Here is a 20,143-nt window from a genome sequence, read left to right as displayed (position 1 = left end):
ATCGCACGAAGCACGCACGGCTTGCCGAAGAGGGGCGAAACGGTGCGGGAAAAGGCTGCCGGGTTTGGGTCGAACGCGTAATGATACCTTATAATTTCTCGGTATTTGAATCGAAACGGGCGGTATTTTTGCCGCTTCGGCCCCGATTTTTGAGGGTGGGATCGCACCCTCCAACCCCCCGCCGCAGTGCTGCTTTCGACGCACTGCGCAGTCTTGTTTTTCCGGTGATCGCATGGCCCTGACCCTGACCGATGTGAAACGCATCGCGCACCTGGCGCGACTCGAAATGGCCGATGCCGACGCCGAGCACATGCTCGGCCAGCTCAACGAATTCTTCGGCCTCGTCGAGCAGATGCAGGCGGTCGACACCGCCGGCATCGCGCCGCTCGCCCACCCGATCGAACAGATCCAGGAAGTCGCGCAGCGCCTGCGCGACGACGCCGTGACGGAAGTCGTCGATCGCGACGACAACCAGCGTCCGGCGCCGGCCGTCCAGGACGGCCTCTATCTCGTGCCGAAGGTGATCGAGTAAGCATTCGATGACAAGCGCGCCGGCCGTCCGGCGCCGCGCGCCACCCAGAATTCCCAGGAAAACCACTCAATGCACGCAAAAAGCCTGACCGAACTGCGCGCCGCGCTCGCCGCCAAGGAATGCTCGGCCGTCGAGCTCGCGCAGCACTACCTGAAACGGATCGACGCCGCGCGCGACCTGAACGCGTTCGTCCATGTCGACGCCGACCTCACCCTCGCGCAGGCGAAAGCCGCCGACGCCGAACTCGCGCGCGGCGCGGGCGGCGCGCTGACCGGCCTGCCGATCGCGCACAAGGACGTCTTCGTCACGCGCGGCTGGCGCTCGACCGCCGGCTCGAAGATGCTCGCGAATTACGAGAGCCCGTTCGACGCGACCGTGGTCGCCCGCCTGCAGGCGGCCGGCATGGTCACGCTCGGCAAGACCAACATGGACGAGTTCGCTATGGGCTCGTCGAACGAGAATTCCGCGTTCGGCGCGGTGAAGAACCCGTGGGACACGAACGCGGTGCCGGGCGGCAGTTCGGGCGGCAGCTCGGCCGCCGTTGCCGCGCGCCTCGCGCCGGCCGCGACCGGCACCGACACCGGCGGCTCGATCCGCCAGCCCGCGTCGTTCGCGGGCGTGACGGGCATCAAGCCGACCTACGGCCGCGTGTCGCGCTACGGGATGATCGCGTTCGCGTCGTCGCTCGACCAGGGCGGCCCGATGGCGCAGAGCGCGTCCGACTGCGCGCTGCTGCTGAACGCGATGGCCGGCTTCGACGAGCGCGACTCGACGAGCCTCGAGCGCGACGATGAGGACTTCACGCGCCACCTCGGCCAGCCGTGGGCGCCGGGCAACGACGCCGCGAAGCCGCTTGCGGGGCTGCGCATCGGGCTGCCGAACGAGTATTTCGGCGACGGCCTCGCCGACGACGTGCGCGCGGCGATCGACGCGGCGCTCAAGCAATACGAAGCGCTCGGCGCGACGCTCGTGCCGGTGTCGCTGCCGAAGACGGAACTGTCGATCCCCGTGTACTACGTGATCGCGCCGGCCGAGGCGTCGTCGAACCTGTCGCGTTTCGACGGCGTGCGCTTCGGCCACCGCGCCGCGCAATACGGCGATCTGCTCGACATGTACAAGAAGTCGCGCGCCGAAGGCTTCGGGCCTGAAGTGAAGCGCCGGATCCTGGTCGGCACCTACGTGCTGTCGCACGGCTACTACGATGCGTACTACCTGCAGGCGCAGAAGATCCGCCGCATCATCGCGAACGATTTCCAGGAAGCGTTCAAGTCCTGCGACGTGATCATGGGCCCGGCGTCGCCGACGGTCGCATGGGATCTCGGCGCGAAGGGCGACGATCCGGTGGCGATGTATCTCGCCGATATCTACACGCTGTCGGTGAGCCTCGCTGGCCTGCCCGGCATGAGCGTGCCGTGCGGCTTCGGAGCGGGCGCGAACGCGAAGCGCCCGGTCGGTCTGCAGATCATCGGCAACTATTTCAACGAAGCCCGGATGCTGCAGGTCGCCGACGCGTTCCAGCGCGCGACCGACTGGCACAAGCAAGTTCCGGCGGGGGTGTAAGCATGACTCAATGGGAAGTCGTTATCGGTCTCGAGACGCACGCGCAGTTGTCGACCGTCTCGAAGATTTTCTCGGGCGCGTCGACGCAGTTCGGCGCCGAGCCGAACACGCAGGCGTGCCCGATCGACCTGGCGCTGCCGGGCGTGCTGCCGGTGCTGAACCGCGGCGCGGTCGAGCGGGCGATCCGCTTCGGCCTCGCGATCGGCTCGACCATCGCGCCGCGCAGCATCTTCGCGCGCAAGAATTATTTCTACCCCGATCTGCCGAAGGGCTATCAGATCAGCCAGTACGAGATTCCGGTCGTGCAGGGCGGCTCGATCACGATCCAGGTGCCCGCCAACGAAAAGGCCGGCAAGCCCGCGTACGAGAAGACGGTCAACCTGACCCGTGCGCACCTCGAGGAAGACGCAGGCAAGTCGCTGCATGAAGATTTCGCCGGGATGACCGGGATCGACCTGAACCGCGCAGGCACGCCGCTGCTCGAGATCGTCACCGAGCCGGAAATGCGCAGCGCGGCCGAGGCCGTCGCGTACGCGAAGGCGCTGCACGGGCTCGTCGTGTGGCTCGGCATTTGCGACGGCAACATGCAGGAAGGCTCGTTCCGCTGCGACGCGAACGTGTCGGTGCGCCCGGTCGGCCAGGAGAAGTTCGGCACGCGCGCGGAAATCAAGAACCTGAACTCGTTCCGGTTCCTCGAGGAAGCGATCAACTACGAAGTGCGCCGCCAGATCGAGCTGATCGAGGACGGCGGCGAAGTCGTGCAGGAAACGCGCCTGTACGATCCGGACAAGCGCGAGACGCGTTCGATGCGCAGCAAGGAAGACGCGCACGATTACCGCTACTTCCCCGATCCCGACCTGATGCCGCTCGTGATCGGCCGGGACTGGGTCGAGCGCGTGCAGTCCGGCATGCCGGAGCTGCCGGCCGCGATGCAGCAGCGCTTCGTCGACGAGTACGGCGTGTCCGCGTACGACGCGGGCGTGCTGACGTCGAGCAAGGCGATGGCCGCGTACTTCGAAGCGGTGGTCGCGAAGGCCGGCGCGGCGAACGCGAAGATCGCCGCGAACTGGCTGATGGGCGACGTGTCGTCGCAGCTGAACCGCGACGGCATCGAGATCGACGCGATTCCGGTGTCGGCCGCACAGCTCGCGCTGTTGCTGCAGCGCATCGCCGACGGCACGATCTCGAACAAGATCGCGAAGGAAATCTTCGCGACGATCTGGGACGAGAAGGCGACCGACGAAGGCGCGGCCGATCGCATCATCGACGCGAAGGGGCTCAAGCAGATCTCCGACACCGGCGCGCTGGAAGCGATCATCGACGAAGTGCTCGCGGCGAACGCGAAGTCGGTCGAGGAATTCCGCGCGGGCAAGGAAAAGGCGTTCAACGCGCTGATCGGCCAGGCGATGAAGGCGACGAAGGGCAAGGCCAATCCGCAGCAGGTCAACGAACTGCTGAAGAAGAAGCTCGGCTGAGCATGCGCGCGCGCCTGAACCGCGCTTGACGACGGGCCGCTCCGGACCAGTTCGGGGCGGCCCGTTGCGTTTGGTGGATGCGTTATCGTATGCATCGCACCGTCCAACGGAGGAACGAATGGCGAAACAACCGTCGCTCGACGATTTTCGCGTGCCCTACAGCACGCGCGAGAAGGAAGCCGCCGCATTCAAGCTCGACGCGTTCGACCCGGCCGCGAAGCCGTTTTCGTCCGGTTCTAAGGAGGCCGATCGCGAACGGCTGTCGGTCGTGTCGACCGAGCTCGACGTCCAGCAGGAGCGCCTGCACACGCAGCAGAAGAAGCGCGTGCTGCTCGTGCTGCAGGGGATGGACACGAGCGGCAAGGACGGCACCGTGCGCGCGGTGTTTCGCGAGGTCGATCCGCTCGGCCTGCGCATCGTGCCGTTCAAGGCGCCGACGCCGATCGAGGCCGCGCACGACTTCCTGTGGCGCGTGCATGCGCAGGTGCCGGCGGCGGGCGAACTCGCGATCTTCAACCGCAGCCACTACGAAGACGTCCTGGTGCCGCGCGTGCTCGGCACGATCGGCGACAAGGAGTGCGAGCGCCGCTACCGGCAGATCCGCGATTTCGAGACGATGCTGTTCGAGAACGGCACGACCATCGTCAAGTGCTTCCTGCACATCTCGAAGGACGAGCAGCGCGCGCGGTTGCAGGCGCGCATCGACGATCCGACCAAGCACTGGAAATTCGACATCTCCGATCTCGACGCGCGCAAGCACTGGGACGCTTACCAGTCCGCGTACCGCGACGCGCTCGCCGCGACGTCGGCCGAGCACGCGCCGTGGTACGTGATCCCCGCGAATTCGAAGACGCACCGCAACGTGATGATCGCCGAGCTGCTGCTGCGCACGATGACCGACATGAAGCTGGAATTCCCGCCGCCGAAGCCCGAGCTCGAAGGCGTGAAGATCCGTTAAGCTGCCACTCTGTAAAAACATCGAACTGAACGGAACCCGACATGATGCGAGTGATTACCGCCAACCTGAACGGCATCCGCTCCGCCGCGAAGAAGGGCTTCTTCGACTGGCTCGGCGAGCAGAACGCCGATTGCGTGTGCGTGCAGGAAATCAAGGTATCGGCCGACGACCTGCCGGCCGAATTCGTCGAGCCGCACGGCTTCAAGAGCTATTTCCACCACGCCGAGAAGAAGGGTTACAGCGGCGCGGGCGTGTACAGCCGCCGCGAGCCCGATGACGTGATCATCGGTTTCGGCAGCAGCGAATTCGATGCCGAAGGGCGCTACGTCGAGGCGCGCTACGGCAAGCTGTCGATCGTGTCGGTGTACGTGCCGTCCGGATCGAGCGGCGAAGAGCGCCAGCAGGCGAAGTACCGCTTCATGGCCGAATTCATGCCGCATCTCGCCGCGCTGAAGAAGAAGCGCGAGGTGATCCTGTGCGGCGACGTGAACATCGTCCACAAGGAAATCGACATCAAGAACTGGAAGAGCAACCAGAAGAACTCGGGCTGCTTGCCGGAAGAGCGCGAATGGCTCACGAAGCTGTTCGACGATGTCGGCTACGTCGACGTGTTTCGCACGCTCGACCCGCGTCCCGAGCAGTACACGTGGTGGAGCAACCGCGGCCAGGCGTACGCGAAGAACGTCGGGTGGCGGATCGATTACCAGATCGCGACCCCGGGTGTGGCCGGTACCGCGAAAAGCACGTCGATCTTCAAGGACATCAAGTTCAGCGATCATGCGCCGCTGACGGTCGACTACGACTACAAGAAGTGATGGCCGGCGCTGCGCCGCGCGCGCAGCCGCCGGGCGAGTGATCCCGGTCGCCGGATGAAAGACGGGCCGCCTGTTCCGACAGGCGGCCCGTTTCGCATGGGGCGACGCTTACTGCTTGAGCGACGCCATGTCGATCACGAACCGGTACTTCACGTCGCTCTTCAGCATCCGCTCGTAGGCCGCGTTGATCTGCTGCATCGGAATCGTCTCGATATCGGACGTGATCCCGTGCTCCGCGCAGAAGTCGAGCATTTCCTGCGTTTCCGCGATGCCGCCGATCAGCGAGCCCGCGAGGCGGCGCCGCTTGAAGATCAGGTTGAACACCTGCGGCGACGGGTGGTCATGCTCCGGCGCACCGACCAGCGTCATCGTGCCGTCGCGCTTCAGCAGGTGCAGGAACGGATTCAGATCGTGCTGCGCGGCGACCGTGTTCAGGATGAAGTCGAAGCTGTTCAGGTGCGCGTTCATCTGCGCTTCGTCCTTCGAGATCACCACTTCGTGCGCGCCGAGCCGCTTGCCGTCCTCGATCTTCGACGGCGACGTCGTGAACAGCACGACGTGCGCGCCCATCGCGCGCGCCAGCTTCACGCCCATGTGGCCGAGGCCGCCGAGACCGACGATCCCGACTTTCTTGCCGGGGCCGACGTTCCACTGCCGCAACGGCGAGTAGGTCGTGATCCCCGCGCACAGCAGCGGCGCGGCGCCGGCCGGGTCGAGCGTGTCCGGCACGCGCAGCACGAACGCCTCGTCGACGACGAGCTGCGTCGAATAGCCGCCGTACGTGATGTCGCCGGTCACGCGATCCTGGCCGTTGTAGGTGCCGACGAAGCCGTTCTCGCAATACTGTTCGAGACCTTCCGCGCAGCTCGCGCACGTGCGGCACGAATCGACGAGGCAGCCGACGCCGACCAGTTCGCCGACCTTGAAACGCGACACCTGCGGGCCGGTCGCGGTCACGCGGCCGACGATTTCATGGCCCGGCACGACCGGATAGATCGTGTTGCGCCATTCGTTGCGGGCCTGATGAAGATCCGAGTGGCAGACGCCGCAGTAGAGGACGTCGATCTGGACGTCGAGGTCGCGCAGCGCGCGACGCTGGAATTCGAACGGGGCGAGCGGCGACTGCGAATCCGTCGCCGCGTAGGCATAGGTTGTGCTCATGCGGTGGGCTCCTTGTCCGGAAAAGATCCGGCGAAACAGACTGCCGTCGCATCGTGTGGCGATGCGGCGAGACAGGTGCCTATCGTAAGGAGCGCACCGCCGCGGTGAAATACCCGAAGGTCTGGAAGATTTGCCTATTCCTCTCGAATTGCCAGCGAACAGCCGTCAAAATGCGTTAGCGGTGCTACATTGCGAGCCAGATTCTCTTGCCGGACAGGACCAAGCCGATGAGCTTCCAGCCCCTTTTCGACGACTCGGGCGACCGTGTGCGGCGCCGCATGATCGAGCTGCATTCACGTCTCGCGCCGAATGAAGGCGATACGCTGGCGGCGCTCGACGGCGTGCGCTTCATTCGCGTGAGCCGTCCGGTGCCGCGCATGCCGGTGCTGTACGAACCGAGCATCGTCGTCGTGTGCCAGGGCCGCAAGCTCGGTTATCTCGGCGATCGCTCGTTCGTCTACGACGCGCAGCAGTATCTGGTGCTGTCGGTACCGTTGCCGTTCGAATGCGAAACCTTCGCGACCATGGACGAGCCGTTTCTCGCGATCTCGATCCGCGTTGATCTCGCGGTGATCGCCGAGCTCGCGATCCTGCTCGACGAGACGCTCGGTGCCGCTGTTAGCGAGCCGCACGGCGTCTATTCGACGCCGCTCGATGCGCCGCTCGCCGACGCGGTGGTGCGCCTGCTCGAAACACTCGCGTCGCCGCACGACACGCGCGTGCTCGGGCCCGCGATCATGCGCGAGATCGCGTACCGCGTGCTGACCGGCGCGCAGGGCGACGCGATTCGTGCGGCGCTCGTCCAGCAGCATCATTTCGGCCGCGTCGCGAAGGCGCTGCGCCGCATCCATGCGGACCTGAAGGCCGATCTCGATGTCGAGACGCTCGCGCGCGAAGCCGGGATGAGCGTCGCGGTGTTTCACGCGCAGTTCAAGCACGTGACGGCGACGTCGCCGATGCAGTACGTGAAGGCCGCGCGGCTGCACCAGGCGCGGCTGATGATGGTGCAGGACGGTGTCGGTGCGGGCGCGGCCGCCGCGCGGGTCGGCTATGCGAGCGCGTCACAGTTCAGCCGCGAGTTCAAGCGGCTGTTCGGCCGCAGCCCCGGCGACGAAGTGCGCTGGATGCGCGACAGCGGGGTGCGCCCGGCGATGGCCGACGTGGACGCGTAGCGTCCGCCGTTTCGCTCGGCGGCTCAGCGCCGCACGATCTTGCGCCGCTGTGCGCTGATGCCCGCGTAGTCGGGCAGCGATTCGACGCGTTTGCCGGTCGCTTTCGCGTACAGCGGCATCAGGTCCGGCAGCCGGTTCAGCAGATCCTGGCGGCGCGCGCTGCTGTACGGGTGCGTGTAGATGAAGCCCGACGCCTTGTTCGCGCGCGTCGCGACCGCGAGCTTGTCCCACAGCGTGATCGCCGCGCGCGGATCGAAGCCAGCGCGTGCGGCGATGTCGCCGCCGATCACGTCGGCCTCGGTCTCGTCGGTCGGATCGTAGTGGAGCGACTGCAGGCGCTCGCCGAAGTTCAGCGCCTGCGGCAGCGGATCGCCGACGCCGAACAGCGGCGGCAGCGCGGCCGCGCGCAGCGACGTCTGCGAGGTCATGCTGAAATTGCTGCGCGCGTGTTCGCGCAGCGCATGCGCGATGCCGTGCGCGAGCAGCACGCCGAGCTCGTCGTCGTTCAGGCGCACGCGCTCGAGCATGCCGCCGTACACGAGCACCTTGCCGCCCGGCAGGCAGGTCAGGCGGATGTCGCGCGAGCGGATCGCGTTGACGTCCCACGCCCAGCTTTTCACGCGGTCGTTCCACTTCACCGAATACGGCGCGAGCTTCGCGACGATCGCGCGCAGCCGCTTCACGCGCGGCTGGTTCGCGGGCAGCAGGCGATTGCTGTCGGCGGCCGTCTGCACGATCTGCGCGTATTCGTTCGCGGTGAGCTGCTCGAGCAGCGGCGACGGGATCAGCGTGCGGAACGCGATCGCGTTGCCGTAGCGGACCTGCTGCGGCGTCGGCGTATAGGCCTTCGCCGGCGCCGTGGCGCCAGTCGGCTGCGCGCCTTCCGCGGCGGACGGCGGGACGGGCGCGGCGGACGTGGCAGGGCCGGGAGGCGCCGCCTGCGCCGCGGCCGGTGCGGAGCCCGCTGCCGTCGCGCCGGTGTCGGTCGCGTGCGCGGCGAGTGCCGCGGCGCCGACGCTCAGCGAAGCCGCCACGTGGGCGAGACGATGCAGGCGGTTACCGCGCACGGCTGGCCTCGCCGTTGCGTGCGGTACCGTTCCACGGCGCGATCCTGAACAGCAGCAACATGCCGGGAATCGCAAGCGCGGTACACACGATGAAGTAGTCGTACCAGCCGATCTTCGCGACGACGAAGCCGCTCGCGGCCGACGCGAGCGTGCGCGGCACCGACGCGAGGCTGGTGAACAGCGCGAACTGCGTGGCCGTATAGCGCGGGTCGGTCGTGCTCGCGATGTACGCGACGAACGCGGCCATCGTCAGGCCGGTCGTGAAGGTTTCGAAGCCGTAGACGAGCGCGAGCGCGACCGTCATCGGGCTGAATTGCGGCGCGACGGCGATGCCGAACACCGACAGCGCGGCCGCGATCGCATGGCTCGTCGATACGGTGAAGTCGTACAGCACCGCGAGCACCGGCGAGCCGGGGCCCAACTGCGCGAGCCACGCGAAGCCGAGTGTCGACACCATCTGCAGTGCGCCGAAGATCCACAGCCCGCGGCCGATGCCGATCTTCACGAGCCAGATGCCGCCGATGATGCCGCCGGCGACGCTCGCGACCAGCGCGGTGGTTTTCGCGACGATGCCGATCTCGGTGCGCGTGAAGCCGATGTCGAGGAAGAACGACGTCGACAGCGTGGTGGCCATCGTGTCGCCGATCTTGAACAGGAAGATGAACGCGATGACGAGCAGCGCGCCGGCCCAGCCGTCGCGCTGGATGAATTCGCGGAACGGCAGCACGATCGCGTCGCGCAGGTTGCGCGGCGGGGCGCCGGCCACTTCCGGCTCGCGCACGACGAGCGTCATCAGGATGCCCGGCAGCATGAACGCGCCGGTGATCGCGAAGACGGCGTCCCACGGCAGGTGGTCCGACAGGATCAGCGCCAGCGAGCCGGGGATCAGCGCGGCGAGCTTGTACGCGTTCACGTGCACCGCGTTGCCGAGCCCCTGCTCGGTGTCGCGCAGCAGCTCGCGGCGATACGCGTCGATCACGATGTCGGCACTCGCGCCGAAGAACGCGACGAGCGTCGTGAGCGCGGCGACCGTCCAGATCGAGTCGCGCGGCGACACGAAGCCGAGCGCGGCGATCGCGCCCGCGACCAGCAGCTGCGTGAGCAGCAGCCAGCCGCGCCGGCGGCCCGGCCGCCAGCCCGGCAGGTGCGGGACGTAGCGGTCCATCAGCGGCGCCCACAGGAACTTCCACGTATACGGGAACTGGATCAGCGCGAACAGGCCGATTTCCTTCAGGTTCACGCCCTCGGAGCGCAGCCATGCCTGCACGAGGTAGACGAGCGTGAAAAGGGGCAGCCCCGACGTGAAGCCCAGGAACACGCAGATCAGCATGTGCGTGTTCAGATAGGCGCGCCAGCCGGGGTGATCCTCGTGAGCGGTGAGTGCGGGCGCCTCGTGTGGCGTTTTCGACATGGAATGGAACTGGGTAGCGTTGACTGATGGCGGCGGCAGCGCAGGCGGCGCGGACGGCACAGGAGGGGCGGCCGCGCACGCGGGCCGGCCGGATCTTCCGTCAACGGCTCCCCGGCTCAGCTGCGCTTGACGCGATAGACAGCAAGACTACCACGCCAGTTCGCTCCCCATCGAATCGGCTGGCCTTCGTGCAGCACGACGCGGTCGAGGATCGTGACGCCGACCTCGGGCGCGAGCGCCTCGAAATCCTTGATCGTCAGCACGCGCACGTTCGGCGTGTTGTGCCACTGGTACGGCAGCGATTTCGACACCGGCATGCGGCCCTGCAGCACCGACAGCCGGTGCGACCAGTAGCCGAAGTTCGGGAACGACACGATGCACTCGCGGCCGACGCGCGCCGTTTCGCGCAGGATCGCGGCCGTCTGGTGGATCGTCTGCAGCGTCTGCGACAGGATCGCGATGTCGAAGCTGTGATCCTCGAACAGGCGCAGGCCGTCCTCGAGGTTCTGCTGGATCACGTTGATGCCGTTCTTCGCGCTCGCGAGCACGCCCGCGTCGTTCAGCTCGATCCCGTAGCCGGTGACGTCCAGCTCTTCCATCAGCAACGCGAGCAGCGAGCCGTCGCCGCAGCCGAGGTCGAGCACGGTCGAGCGCGGCTCGACCCAGCGGGCGATCGTGCGGAAGTCCGCGCGCGCGGACAGGGAATTCAGCGCTTGCTGGTTCATGCTCCCACCTCGATGGCGATTCGTTCGTAATACGCACGGATCAGGTTGTGATAGCGCGCGTCGTCGAGCAGGAACGCGTCGTGGCCGTGCGGCGCGTCGATTTCCGCATAGCTGACCGTGCGCTTGTTGTCGAGCAGCGCCTTCACGATCTCGCGCGAGCGCGCCGGCGCGAAGCGCCAGTCGGTCGAGAAGCTCGCGATCAGGTATTTCGCCTGCGTGTGCGCGAGCGCGGCCGTCAGGTTGCCGTCGAACGCCTTCGCCGGGTCGAAGTAATCGAGCGCGCGCGTGATCAGCAGATAGGTGTTCGCGTCGAAGTAGTCGGCGAACTTGTCGCCCTGGTAGCGCAGGTACGACTCGACCTCGAATTCGACGTCGAAGCTGAAGTTGTACGCGTCGAGCGCGCCGTCCGCACGGCGCAGCGCGCGGCCGAATTTCTCGGCCATGTCGTCGTCCGACAGGTAGGTGATGTGACCGATCATCCGCGCGACGCGCAGGCCGCGCTTCGGCTTCACGTCGTGCGCGTAGTAGTCGCCGCCGTGGAAATCGGGATCGGACAGGATCGCCGAGCGCGCGACTTCGTTGAACGCGATGTTCTGCGCGGACAGCTTCGGCGTCGACGCGATGTCGATGCAGTGCGCGACGCGCTCCGGATACATCAGGCTCCATGCGAGCGCCTGCATCCCGCCGAGGCTGCCGCCCATCACCGCGGCGAAGCGCTCGATGCCGAACGCATCGGCGACACGCGCCTGCGCGTGCACCCAGTCCTCGACGGTGACGACCGGGAAGCGCGCGCCGTACGGCTTGCCGGTCGACGGATCGATGCTCATCGGGCCGGTCGAGCCAAAGCACGAGCCGAGGTTGTTCACGCCGATCACGAAGAAGCGGTTGGTGTCGAGCGGTTTGCCGGGGCCGACCATGTTGTCCCACCAGCCGGTGCTGCGCGGATCGTCCGCGTAGACGCCGGCGACGTGATGCGACGCGTTCAGCGCGTGACAGACGAGCACCGCGTTCGAGCGCGCGGCGTTGAGCTCGCCGTACGTTTCGACGACGAGTTGATAGTTGCCGAGCGCGCTGCCGCTTTGCAAGCGCAGCGGTTCGGCGAAATGCATGGTCTGTGGAGCGACGATGCCGATCGATTCCATTCGTTCCGCCTTATGACTGGGCGGCTAAACGGTGTCGGCGAGGCGCGGAGTCGGAGATGCGCGGCTGACGACCTCTTTAGCCGCATTTGTAGTGAACCGCCGGGGAACGACGCACGACGCATCAAGGCCCCGGCCGGTTCGCGCGCCCGCAATCGAGTCAGCAAATCGGCGCGCTTCCGACCTGCCGCCACGGGGCGGCAAGTCGGCAAAGTATAGCGGAAATTGTGAAGCGCGGATTTTGGCGCGTGGCAGAGCGCGCCGTCATGCGCCGCTCATTGCAGGATCAGCCGGAGATGCGCATCGGCCTGTTCGCTCGGCGGTTTCTGGAATCCGCCCTTCGCGAAACGGTGCCACCGGCCGATCACGTAACTGACGAGCAGATTCGCGCGGGCAGCGGGATCGTAGTCGGCCGGCAGCACGAACGGTGTCGCGCCGTCCTGCGGTGCATTCGCTTCCGTGCGTGCGACCCGCAGGCATTGCTTGACGGTCGCCTCGATGCGGTCGAGCAACTGGTTCACGCGTTCGGTCAGGCGCTCGTCCTCGCCGATCAGCGCCTCGCCGGTCAGCACGCGCGTCATCCCGGGGTTCTTTGTGGCGAAATTGAGCATCGTCAGCGCGATCGTGCGCGCCTGCAACACGCCGTTCGGCTCCTTCGCGACGATCTGGTTGACGAGCCCGAACAGTGCCTGCTCGATGAACTCGATCAGCCCTTCGTACATCTTCGCCTTGCTCGCGAAATGCCGGTACAGCGCGGCTTCCGACACGTCGAGCCGGGCCGCGAGCGCGGCCGTGGTGATTTTCTCGGGTTTCGGGGCCTCGAGCATGGTCGCGAGCGTCTGCAGGATCATGACGCGGCGCTCGCCCGGCTTCGGGCGCGGGCGGGACGGTGTGGCGTGGCTTTCCGTTACGGCTTGGTCCTGCGGGTAAGTCGGCTGCATTTTTGTCGCCCCGATCGTGTGCCCAGTCGCAGCGATTTTAACGAACGAATGCGCTGGTCGACATAATGAGGGCGTCCGGTTGCCGGCAGATGGCCGGGCAGGTGCCCCGTGATCCATACCGTGCCGATGCCGAGACGCTTGTAGTGCTTCAGATGGCTGCGGGTATCTTCGACCAGGATCGCGTCGGCCGCGCGCGCATGCGCGGCGCGCAGTATCCGGCGCAGCATCGCATGGTCGGGTTTCGCGCGCCACGCACGTCGGTCGCGCATGTGCTCGATCGCGATCACGCGCTCGAACAGCCGCTCGATGCGCAGCTCGCGCAGCACCGCGCGCGCGTAGTTCTCCGGCGCGTTGGTTAGCACCAGCTTACGACCCGGCAGCGCGGCGACGATGCGCGCGAGGCCGCGCTCGGCGCGCACCATCGCGGGCAGGTCGGAAAACGTGTGGACCACGCGCAGGAAGTCGTGTGGGTCGATCGGGTGATGGCGGGTCAGGCCGAGCAGCGCGGCGCCGTAGCGCTCGGTGTAGCCGTTGCGCAGGCGGTCGGCTTCAGCGCGCCCGACCTGCAGCGCGTCGACGATGTATTGCGTCATCGCACGGTTGATCTCGGGAAAGATCGCGTGCGACGCATGGTGCAGCGTGTTGTCGAGATCGAACAGCCAGACGGGTGCGCCGGCGCGCGGCCGGCTGCGAGAGATGCGCCGGCGCCGCAGCGGGGCCGGCAGAGCGGGGCCGGCAGGCGGGCGGCGCGCGCTCAATGCGAGCGGATCATCGTGCCGAACGGCTGCTCGGTCAGGATCTCCAGCAGCACCGAATGCTCGATCCGGCCGTCGACGATGTGCACCGACTTCACGCCGCTCTTCGCGGCGTCGAGCGCCGACGAGATCTTCGGCAGCATGCCGCCCGAAATCGTGCCGTCCTCGAACAGGGCGTCGATCTCGCGTGCGGACAGATCGGTCAGCAGGTTGCCGTCCTTGTCCATCACGCCCGGGATGTTGGTCATCATCAGCAGCTTCTCGGCGTTCAGCACGGTCGCGAGCTTGCCGGCGACGAGGTCTGCGTTGATGTTGTACGAGAGGCCGTCCTGACCGAGGCCGATCGGCGAGATCACCGGGATGAACGCATCGTCCTGCAGCGCCTTCACGACGGCCGGGTTGATCGCCTCGACTTCGCCGACCTGGCCGATGTCGATGTACTGGCCCGGGTTGTCGCGGTCCGGCATCAGCAGCTTGCGCGCGTGGATCAGGCCGCCGTCCTTGCCCGTCAGCCCCACCGCGTGGCCGCCGAAGTGGTTGATCAGCATCACGATGTCCTGCTGCACTTCGCCGCCGAGCACCCATTCGACGACTTCCATCGTCTCTTCGTCGGTCACGCGCATGCCCTGGATGAAGGTGCCGGCCTTGCCGATCTTCTTCAGCGCGTGATCGATCTGCGGACCGCCGCCGTGGACGATCACCGGGTTGATGCCGACCAGCTTCAGCAGGATCACGTCGCGCGCGAAGCCCTGCTTGAGCCGCTCTTCCGTCATCGCGTTGCCGCCGTATTTGATGACCACGGTCTTGCCGTGGTAGCGACGGATGTACGGCAGCGCCTCCGCGAGGATTTCTGCTTTCAGCGTGGGGGCGATCTGCGAGAGGTCGATGGGCTCGGACATGGCGGCGGCTCTGGCTGGGAACGGTTGAAACAGGGCGAATTGTACAGGAGTGGCGCAGCGCAGCATCGGGTTTTTGGGCCGGCCGGAACGCCGGCGGCGCGGCGCGGCATCGCACGCGGCGGCCCGCCGGCTATGGCGCGGCACGATTCGGGGCGCCGTCGCGCGGGTGGCGCCGGCGGGCGGGCGCGCGTGCGTTGGCGGCCGACCGCGGCCGGGCGGCCGGCGTGCAAAATTCAGCCGCCGCGCTATGCTTGTCGCGTGGGGCGATGTCCCGCCCGCTTTCGCGATTGCGCCATGACCGATTCCGCCGCCGACGCCCGTTCCGTCCCGCGCCGTGCGCGCTGCCCGCACTGCGGGCGCGGCTTCGACTGCGGCGCGCACACGCAGCCGTTCGACTGCTGGTGCGCGTCGATGCCGCTGCTGCCCGACGGCACGCCGCCCGCGGCCGGTGCGCGGTGCCGATGCCCCGAGTGCCTGGCCGACGAAATCGCGCAGCGCATGGCCGGCGCGGCCGGTTGACGCGGCTCGCGGCGCACTCGCCTCGCCCGTTCGCACGCGCGGATCCGGCCCCGCTGGAGGCGCCGGGCGCTAAACGGGTAAACTGCCCGGATGCAACGAATCACCACCACCGGGCGCGTCAACCTCAGTCACCTGTTCTGGCTGCGCAATCTCGCGATCATCGGCCAGCTCGTGACGATCGGCGTCGTGCAGACCTATTTCGGCGTGCATTTGCCGTTGCCGGCGATGCTGATGGTCATCGCGCTCGAAATCGTTTTCAACGCGCTGACCTGGGTGCGCGTGCTGCGCGCGCGGCCCGAGACCAATTTCGAGCTGCTCGGCCAGCTGTGGGTCGACCTCGGCGCGCTGTCCGCGCTGCTGTTCCTGTCGGGCGGCACGACCAACCCGTTCGTGTCGCTGTACCTGCCGTCGCTCGCGATCGCGGCAGCCGTGCTGCCGTGGCACCTGATGATCTGGCTCGCGGCGTTCGCGGTCGCGTGCTACGCGGCGCTCGGCTTCGATTCGGTGCCGCTCAACATGGACAACCCGGCGAACCTGTTCGATTACTACCGGACCGGCATGTGGGCGAACTTCATGGTCAGCGTCGGGCTGATCGCGTGGTTCGTCGCGCGCATGTCGAATGCGCTGCGCCAGCGCGACGCGGCGCTCGGCGAGGCGCAGCAGCACCTGCTGCGCGACGAGCGGGCCGTCGCGCTCGGCGTGCAGGCCGCCACCGTCGCGCACGAAATGGGCACGCCGCTGTCGACGATCGCGATGCTCGCCGAGGAGTTGCGCGACGCGGCGCGCGCCGATCCGGGGCTGGCGCGCTACGAGGCCGACCTGAAGGTGCTCGAGGAACAGATGACGCTCTGCACGTCGGCGCTCGCGCGCCTGCGCAGCCGCGCGAGCGCGCCGGCGAGCCGCCAACCGGTGGACGACTGGCTCGACACGTTCGTCGAGCACTGGCGCCTGCGGCATCCGCACGTGCAGTTCGAGCTGCTCGGCGCGCGCCCGTCGGGCGTCGCGCTCGACGATACGGTCGCGGCTGGCCAGATCCTGACGATCCTGCTCGACAACGCCGCGCGCGCGAGCCCACAGCGCGTGACGCTCGCCGCAAAGGTCGCGCACGACCGTGCGACCGACGAAATCGAATTCGAGGTATGCGACGACGGGCCCGGCATTCCGGCCGCGCTGCGCGAATCGCTCGGCGCGATGCCGGTCGACAGCACGCAGGGCGGGCACGGCGTCGGCCTGTATCTCGCGTTCAGTGCGGCCGCGCGGTTGGGCGGCGAGATCGAACTGTCCGATGTCGCGCCGCGTGCGACCGGCGGCAACGGGCGGGCCGCAGGTGCGGCGAACGGCCACGCGGCGGCCGCATCGGGACAACGCACGGGTGCCCGTGCGGCCGAACGGCCAGCCGGCACGCCGGACGGCCGACCGGCCGGCGCCGCGGCCGGGCGCGGCACGCGGGCCGTGCTGCGCCTGCCGGTCGCGCGTGTCGCGATGCCGGCTGCCTCAACCAACACGTAGACGGAGAAACCCCATGAGCGAGAACAATTTCCTGGTGATCGACGACAACGAGGTGTTCGCGGGCACGCTCGCGCGCGGCCTCGAGCGCCGCGGTTACGCGGTCCAGCAGGCGCACGACAAGGAGGCGGCGCTTCGGCTCGCCGCGGGCGGCAAGTTCCAGTTCATCACCGTCGACCTGCATCTCGGCGAGGATTCGGGGCTGAGCCTGATCGCGCCGTTGTGCGACCTGCAGCCCGATGCGCGGATCCTGGTGCTGACCGGCTACGCGAGCATCGCGACCGCCGTGCAGGCCGTGAAGGAGGGTGCCGACAACTACCTCGCGAAGCCGGCGAACGTCGAGTCGATCCTGGCCGCGCTGCAGACCAACGCGACCGAAGTGCAGGCCGACGAGGCGCTCGAGAATCCGGTCGTGCTGTCGGTCGACCGGCTCGAATGGGAGCACATCCAGCGCGTGCTGGCCGAGAACAACAACAACATTTCGGCGACCGCGCGGGCGCTGAACATGCACCGCCGCACGCTGCAGCGCAAGCTCGCGAAGAAGCCGGTTCGGCAGTAAGCGGCGCGGCGGGCGCGCTGCCGGAGGCGGGCAGGCCGTGCGCGGCTGCCGCCGCACGGTTGCCCGTCGCCCCCAAATCGAACCGGCGCGCCAACGAAAACGGGCGGCCCGCGGGCCGCCCGTTTCGCTTTCACCGCCGCGCGCGTTACAGCACGTAGCGCGACAGGTCTTCGTCCTGCGACACTTCGCCGAGCGCGCGGTCGACATACTGCGCGTCGATCGTCACGCGCTCGCCGGCGTGGTTGCCGGCCGAGAACGACACTTCCTCGAGCAGCTTCTCGATCACCGTGTACAGCCGGCGCGCGCCGATGTTCTCGGTTTTCTCGTTGACCGCGAACGCGATCTCGGCGAGGCGCCGGATACCGTCGTCGGCGAATTCGAGCTGCACGTCCTCGGTGGCGAGCAGCGCCTGGTACTGCTTGACGAGGCTCGCGTCGGTCGCATCGAGGATCGCCTCGAAGTCTTCGACCGACAGCGAATCGAGCTCGACGCGGATCGGGAAGCGCCCCTGCAGTTCGGGAATCAGGTCGCTCGGCTTCGCGAGGTGGAAGGCGCCGCTCGCGATGAACAGGATGTGATCGGTCTTCACCATCCCGTACTTCGTGTTGACCGTCGTGCCCTCGACGAGCGGCAGCAGATCGCGCTGCACGCCCTGGCGCGACACTTCGCCGCCGCTGCCTTCGTTGTTGCGCGACGTGATCTTGTCGATCTCGTCGAGGAACACGATGCCGTTCTGCTCGACGTTCTGCACGGCCTTCGTCTTCACTTCCTCTTCGTTCAGCATCTTCGCCGCTTCCTCGTCGGTCAGCAGCTTCAGCGCTTCCTTGATCTTCACCTTGCGGCGCTGCTTCTTGCCGCTGCCGAGGTTCGAGAACATCGAGCGGATCTGCTCGGTCATCTCTTCCATCCCCGGCGGCGCCATGATGTCCATGCCGACGGTCGGCTGCTCGAGGTCGAGCTCGACTTCCTTGTCGTCGAGCTGGCCTTCGCGCAGGCGCTTGCGGAAGGTCTGGCGCGTCGCGTTGTTGTCGTCGTTCGCGTGCTCGGCATTGCCGCCGAAGCCCACCGCGCGCGGTTGCGGCAGCAGGATGTCGAGGATGCGGTCTTCGGCCTGGTCGGTCGCCTTGCTGCGCACCTTGCGCATTTCGGATTCGCGCGTCTGCTTGACCGAGATCTCGATCAGGTCGCGCACGATGCTGTCGACGTCGCGGCCGACGTAGCCGACTTCGGTGAACTTGGTCGCTTCGATCTTGATGAACGGCGCATCGGCGAGCTTTGCGAGGCGGCGCGCGATTTCGGTCTTGCCGACGCCCGTCGGCCCGATCATCAGGATGTTCTTCGGGGTGATTTCCTGGCGCAGCGGGTCGGCGACCTGCTGGCGGCGCCAGCGGTTGCGCAGCGCGACGGCGACGGCCTTCTTCGCCTTCGCCTGGCCGATGATGTGCTTGTCGAGTTCCGAGACGATCTCGGCAGGGGTCATGGTGCTCATGGTGCGGTCCTTACTCGATCGTTTCGATGATGCGGTTGTGGTTCGTGTAGATGCACATGTCGCCGGCGATCTCGAGCGATTTCTCGACGATCTCGCGCGGCGACAGCTGGGTGTTCTCGGCGAGCGCGCGGGCCGCCGCCTGCGCGTACGCGCCGCCCGAGCCGATCGCGCAAATCCCGCCTTCCGGGTCGAGCACGTCGCCGTTGCCGGTGATCACGAGCGTGGTGGTCGCATCGGCCGTGATCAGCATCGCCTCGAGGCGGCGCAGCATCCGGTCGGTGCGCCAGTCCTTCGCGAGCTCGACGGCCGCGCGGGTGAGATTGCCCTGGTGCTTCTCGAGCTTCGCCTCGAAGCGGTCGAGCAGCGAGAACGCATCGGCGGTGCCGCCCGCGAATCCGACCAGAACCTGGTTGTTGTAGATCCGCCGCACTTTCCGCGCGCCACCCTTCATGACGATGTTGCCGAGGGTTACCTGGCCGTCGCCGCCGAGCGCGACCTTGTCGCCGCGCCGGACCGAAACGATGGTCGTGCCGTGAAATTGCTCCATCTGCGTTCCTTGAGAAAAACGGGGAAGAGTCGGGCGGCGCGAGGGGCCGCCGCGTGAATCCGCGGTGCGCCGGGAAGCGGCCCGGCGCACATTCGTTTCATTTTAGGGCGGGCGCCGGGATATCAAGAGGGGGAGGCAAATCGGCCGGCGGCCGGGAGCCGGCACCGGAAAAACAAAAAGCGCGCGGCAGGCCGCGCGCTTCCGGGAAGCAGCGTGTCTGAGCGGAATGCCGCTCGATCAGTCGCCGAACAGCTTCTGGCGCAACTCGCGGCGCTCCTGCGCCTCGAGCGACAGCGTGGCGGTCGGACGCGCGAGCAGGCGCGGAATGCCGATCGGCTCGCCGGTTTCCTCACACCAGCCGTAATCGCCGGAATCGATGCGGGCGAGCGACTGCTGAACCTTCTTGAGGAGCTTGCGTTCGCGATCGCGCGTACGCAGCTCGAGCGCGTGCTCCTCCTCGATCGTCGCGCGGTCGGCGGGATCGGGGACGATCACCGTCTCGCGCAGGTTTTCGGTCGTCTGGCCTGCATTCTTGAGGATGTCCGCCTGCAACTGTTCGAGCCGATTTTTGAAGAAGGCGAGCTGATCCTCATTCATGTAATCCTTGTCGCTCATCTTCAGGATTTCGGCTTCGGTCAAGAGTTTCTTCGTCATCTGCTTGCTTCTTCAATGTGCGGCAAATCAAGAGATAGTGCCTGCACTTTGGGATTACCCGCAACCGCGCTTGCAATCATTTGCGATTTGCCGCCGCGGGGCCGAAAGCCTCTGGAAACCGGTTCTCAAATACCAGGATAGGCCTGGCGCTGATTTGCGCGCGCTGCGAACCGGTGTGCTGCGCGGCAGATCGCATCGGCCGCGGCCGGGAGGCGGATGGGCGATCCGGCGCGGTTGCGATGCCCGGATAACTAGTTCA

20 protein-coding genes are annotated in these 20,143 nt (G+C 67.1%); 9 read left to right on the top strand and 11 right to left on the bottom strand.

The features are described 5' to 3' along the window. Positions 1-232 precede the first annotated feature (232 nt). The 5 genes from gatC (at position 233) to WS89_RS11695 (ending at position 5,340) form a co-directional block, all read left to right on the top strand. Positions 233-532 carry an Asp-tRNA(Asn)/Glu-tRNA(Gln) amidotransferase subunit GatC gene (gene gatC, locus WS89_RS11715; protein WP_006485929.1) on the top strand — a complete coding sequence of 100 codons (300 nt, stop codon included), beginning with the start codon at positions 233-235 and terminating at the stop codon, positions 530-532. A 69-nt stretch (positions 533-601) separates the two neighbouring features. Then, complete coding sequence (gene gatA / locus WS89_RS11710; RefSeq protein WP_059791080.1) at positions 602-2,092, top strand: Asp-tRNA(Asn)/Glu-tRNA(Gln) amidotransferase subunit GatA; 1,491 nt, start codon at positions 602-604, stop codon at positions 2,090-2,092. Between the two features lie 2 nt (positions 2,093-2,094). After that, positions 2,095-3,567: an Asp-tRNA(Asn)/Glu-tRNA(Gln) amidotransferase subunit GatB gene (gene gatB / locus WS89_RS11705; protein WP_059791078.1), complete on the top strand. Its 1,473-nt coding sequence runs from the start codon at positions 2,095-2,097 to the stop codon at positions 3,565-3,567. A 118-nt stretch (positions 3,568-3,685) separates the two neighbouring features. Beyond that, positions 3,686-4,525, top strand: coding sequence for a polyphosphate kinase 2 family protein (locus WS89_RS11700; RefSeq protein ID WP_059501417.1), 840 nt, complete (start codon positions 3,686-3,688; stop codon positions 4,523-4,525). Between the two features lie 41 nt (positions 4,526-4,566). Next, entirely contained in the window at positions 4,567-5,340 is a 774-nt protein-coding gene (locus tag WS89_RS11695; protein ID WP_059791076.1) for an exodeoxyribonuclease III, read from the top strand. A 108-nt stretch (positions 5,341-5,448) separates the two neighbouring features. Here the strand turns inward: WS89_RS11695 and WS89_RS11690 are convergent, their stop codons facing one another. Continuing rightward, complete coding sequence (locus WS89_RS11690) at positions 5,449-6,501, bottom strand: NAD(P)-dependent alcohol dehydrogenase (protein ID WP_059501413.1); 1,053 nt, start codon at positions 6,499-6,501, stop codon at positions 5,449-5,451. 227 nt (positions 6,502-6,728) lie between these two features. Between WS89_RS11690 and WS89_RS11685 the strand changes: the two genes are divergently transcribed. Then, on the top strand, positions 6,729-7,673 hold the full coding sequence (locus WS89_RS11685) for an AraC family transcriptional regulator (RefSeq protein ID WP_034208785.1): 945 nt from the start codon (positions 6,729-6,731) through the stop codon (positions 7,671-7,673). A 23-nt stretch (positions 7,674-7,696) separates the two neighbouring features. On the opposite strand, the gene WS89_RS11680 is transcribed toward WS89_RS11685, so the two are convergent. The 7 genes from WS89_RS11680 to argB all read right to left on the bottom strand — a co-directional run bounded on the left by WS89_RS11680 (position 7,697) and on the right by argB (position 14,610). After that, positions 7,697-8,740 (bottom strand): M48 family metallopeptidase, encoded by a 1,044-nt coding sequence (locus WS89_RS11680; RefSeq protein ID WP_059791074.1) that lies wholly within the window; start codon positions 8,738-8,740, stop codon positions 7,697-7,699. Further along, a complete protein-coding gene (locus tag WS89_RS11675) occupies positions 8,730-10,151 on the bottom strand; it encodes an AmpG family muropeptide MFS transporter (RefSeq protein WP_059501409.1) in 1,422 nt (473 codons plus the stop codon). Before WS89_RS11675 ends, WS89_RS11680 begins: the two co-directional genes overlap by 11 nt. Before the next feature lie 116 nt (positions 10,152-10,267). Next, positions 10,268-10,876 carry a methionine biosynthesis protein MetW gene (gene metW / locus WS89_RS11670; protein WP_034208677.1) on the bottom strand — a complete coding sequence of 203 codons (609 nt, stop codon included), beginning with the start codon at positions 10,874-10,876 and terminating at the stop codon, positions 10,268-10,270. After that, entirely contained in the window at positions 10,873-12,018 is a 1,146-nt protein-coding gene (metX, locus tag WS89_RS11665; protein WP_059501407.1) for a homoserine O-succinyltransferase MetX, read from the bottom strand. Before metX ends, metW begins: the two co-directional genes overlap by 4 nt. Before the next feature lie 272 nt (positions 12,019-12,290). Then, complete coding sequence (gene slmA, locus WS89_RS11660; protein WP_059791071.1) at positions 12,291-12,956, bottom strand: nucleoid occlusion factor SlmA; 666 nt, start codon at positions 12,954-12,956, stop codon at positions 12,291-12,293. Continuing rightward, entirely contained in the window at positions 12,923-13,714 is a 792-nt protein-coding gene (locus tag WS89_RS11655; protein ID WP_059791069.1) for a pyrimidine 5'-nucleotidase, read from the bottom strand. Before WS89_RS11655 ends, slmA begins: the two co-directional genes overlap by 34 nt. After that, complete coding sequence (argB, locus tag WS89_RS11650) at positions 13,711-14,610, bottom strand: acetylglutamate kinase (RefSeq protein ID WP_027785735.1); 900 nt, start codon at positions 14,608-14,610, stop codon at positions 13,711-13,713. The genes WS89_RS11655 and argB overlap by 4 nt, the downstream gene beginning before the upstream one ends. Positions 14,611-14,904: 294 nt before the next feature. Between argB and WS89_RS11645 the strand changes: the two genes are divergently transcribed. The 3 genes from WS89_RS11645 (at position 14,905) to WS89_RS11635 (ending at position 17,194) form a co-directional block, all read left to right on the top strand. Further along, positions 14,905-15,129: a cysteine-rich CWC family protein gene (locus WS89_RS11645; protein ID WP_059791067.1), complete on the top strand. Its 225-nt coding sequence runs from the start codon at positions 14,905-14,907 to the stop codon at positions 15,127-15,129. A 90-nt stretch (positions 15,130-15,219) separates the two neighbouring features. After that, the gene (locus WS89_RS11640) at positions 15,220-16,638 is read left to right on the top strand and encodes an ATP-binding protein (protein ID WP_059791065.1); all 1,419 of its coding nucleotides are present in this window, start codon (positions 15,220-15,222) and stop codon (positions 16,636-16,638) included. 13 nt (positions 16,639-16,651) lie between these two features. After that, complete coding sequence (locus WS89_RS11635) at positions 16,652-17,194, top strand: response regulator transcription factor (protein ID WP_021156278.1); 543 nt, start codon at positions 16,652-16,654, stop codon at positions 17,192-17,194. Between the two features lie 145 nt (positions 17,195-17,339). Here WS89_RS11635 and hslU read toward each other — a convergent pair whose 3' ends face one another. From hslU to dksA, 3 genes are all read right to left on the bottom strand, one after another. After that, a complete protein-coding gene (gene hslU / locus WS89_RS11630) occupies positions 17,340-18,683 on the bottom strand; it encodes an ATP-dependent protease ATPase subunit HslU (protein WP_059500585.1) in 1,344 nt (447 codons plus the stop codon). Positions 18,684-18,693: 10 nt separating this feature from the next. Next, positions 18,694-19,230 (bottom strand): ATP-dependent protease subunit HslV, encoded by a 537-nt coding sequence (hslV, locus tag WS89_RS11625; RefSeq protein ID WP_059791064.1) that lies wholly within the window; start codon positions 19,228-19,230, stop codon positions 18,694-18,696. A gap of 237 nt (positions 19,231-19,467) precedes the next feature. After that, complete coding sequence (gene dksA, locus WS89_RS11620) at positions 19,468-19,884, bottom strand: RNA polymerase-binding protein DksA (RefSeq protein ID WP_006477498.1); 417 nt, start codon at positions 19,882-19,884, stop codon at positions 19,468-19,470. Positions 19,885-20,143 lie beyond the last annotated feature (259 nt).

Origin of the sequence: Burkholderia sp. MSMB1072, assembly GCF_001524725.1 — a bacterium.
Taxonomy (GTDB): domain Bacteria; phylum Pseudomonadota; class Gammaproteobacteria; order Burkholderiales; family Burkholderiaceae; genus Burkholderia.
This window is presented reverse-complemented; position numbering and strand designations above follow the sequence as displayed.

What these genes read in the sequence shown, in the direction of transcription:
- WS89_RS11685 (WP_034208785.1), top strand. Translation starts at nt 6,729, where the DNA reads ATGAGCTTCCAGCCCCTTTTCGACGACTCGGGCGACCGTGTGCGGCGC.
- argB (WP_027785735.1), bottom strand. Translation starts at nt 14,610, where the DNA reads ATGTCCGAGCCCATCGACCTCTCGCAGATCGCCCCCACGCTGAAAGCA.
- hslV (WP_059791064.1), bottom strand. Translation starts at nt 19,230, where the DNA reads ATGGAGCAATTTCACGGCACGACCATCGTTTCGGTCCGGCGCGGCGAC.
- metW (WP_034208677.1), bottom strand. Translation starts at nt 10,876, where the DNA reads ATGAACCAGCAAGCGCTGAATTCCCTGTCCGCGCGCGCGGACTTCCGC.
- WS89_RS11690 (WP_059501413.1), bottom strand. Translation starts at nt 6,501, where the DNA reads ATGAGCACAACCTATGCCTACGCGGCGACGGATTCGCAGTCGCCGCTC.
- WS89_RS11675 (WP_059501409.1), bottom strand. Translation starts at nt 10,151, where the DNA reads ATGTCGAAAACGCCACACGAGGCGCCCGCACTCACCGCTCACGAGGAT.
- hslU (WP_059500585.1), bottom strand. Translation starts at nt 18,683, where the DNA reads ATGAGCACCATGACCCCTGCCGAGATCGTCTCGGAACTCGACAAGCAC.
- dksA (WP_006477498.1), bottom strand. Translation starts at nt 19,884, where the DNA reads ATGACGAAGAAACTCTTGACCGAAGCCGAAATCCTGAAGATGAGCGAC.
- WS89_RS11635 (WP_021156278.1), top strand. Translation starts at nt 16,652, where the DNA reads ATGAGCGAGAACAATTTCCTGGTGATCGACGACAACGAGGTGTTCGCG.
- WS89_RS11700 (WP_059501417.1), top strand. Translation starts at nt 3,686, where the DNA reads ATGGCGAAACAACCGTCGCTCGACGATTTTCGCGTGCCCTACAGCACG.
- slmA (WP_059791071.1), bottom strand. Translation starts at nt 12,956, where the DNA reads ATGCAGCCGACTTACCCGCAGGACCAAGCCGTAACGGAAAGCCACGCC.
- WS89_RS11645 (WP_059791067.1), top strand. Translation starts at nt 14,905, where the DNA reads ATGACCGATTCCGCCGCCGACGCCCGTTCCGTCCCGCGCCGTGCGCGC.
- metX (WP_059501407.1), bottom strand. Translation starts at nt 12,018, where the DNA reads ATGGAATCGATCGGCATCGTCGCTCCACAGACCATGCATTTCGCCGAA.
- gatC (WP_006485929.1), top strand. Translation starts at nt 233, where the DNA reads ATGGCCCTGACCCTGACCGATGTGAAACGCATCGCGCACCTGGCGCGA.
- WS89_RS11640 (WP_059791065.1), top strand. Translation starts at nt 15,220, where the DNA reads ATGCAACGAATCACCACCACCGGGCGCGTCAACCTCAGTCACCTGTTC.
- gatA (WP_059791080.1), top strand. Translation starts at nt 602, where the DNA reads ATGCACGCAAAAAGCCTGACCGAACTGCGCGCCGCGCTCGCCGCCAAG.
- gatB (WP_059791078.1), top strand. Translation starts at nt 2,095, where the DNA reads ATGACTCAATGGGAAGTCGTTATCGGTCTCGAGACGCACGCGCAGTTG.
- WS89_RS11695 (WP_059791076.1), top strand. Translation starts at nt 4,567, where the DNA reads ATGATGCGAGTGATTACCGCCAACCTGAACGGCATCCGCTCCGCCGCG.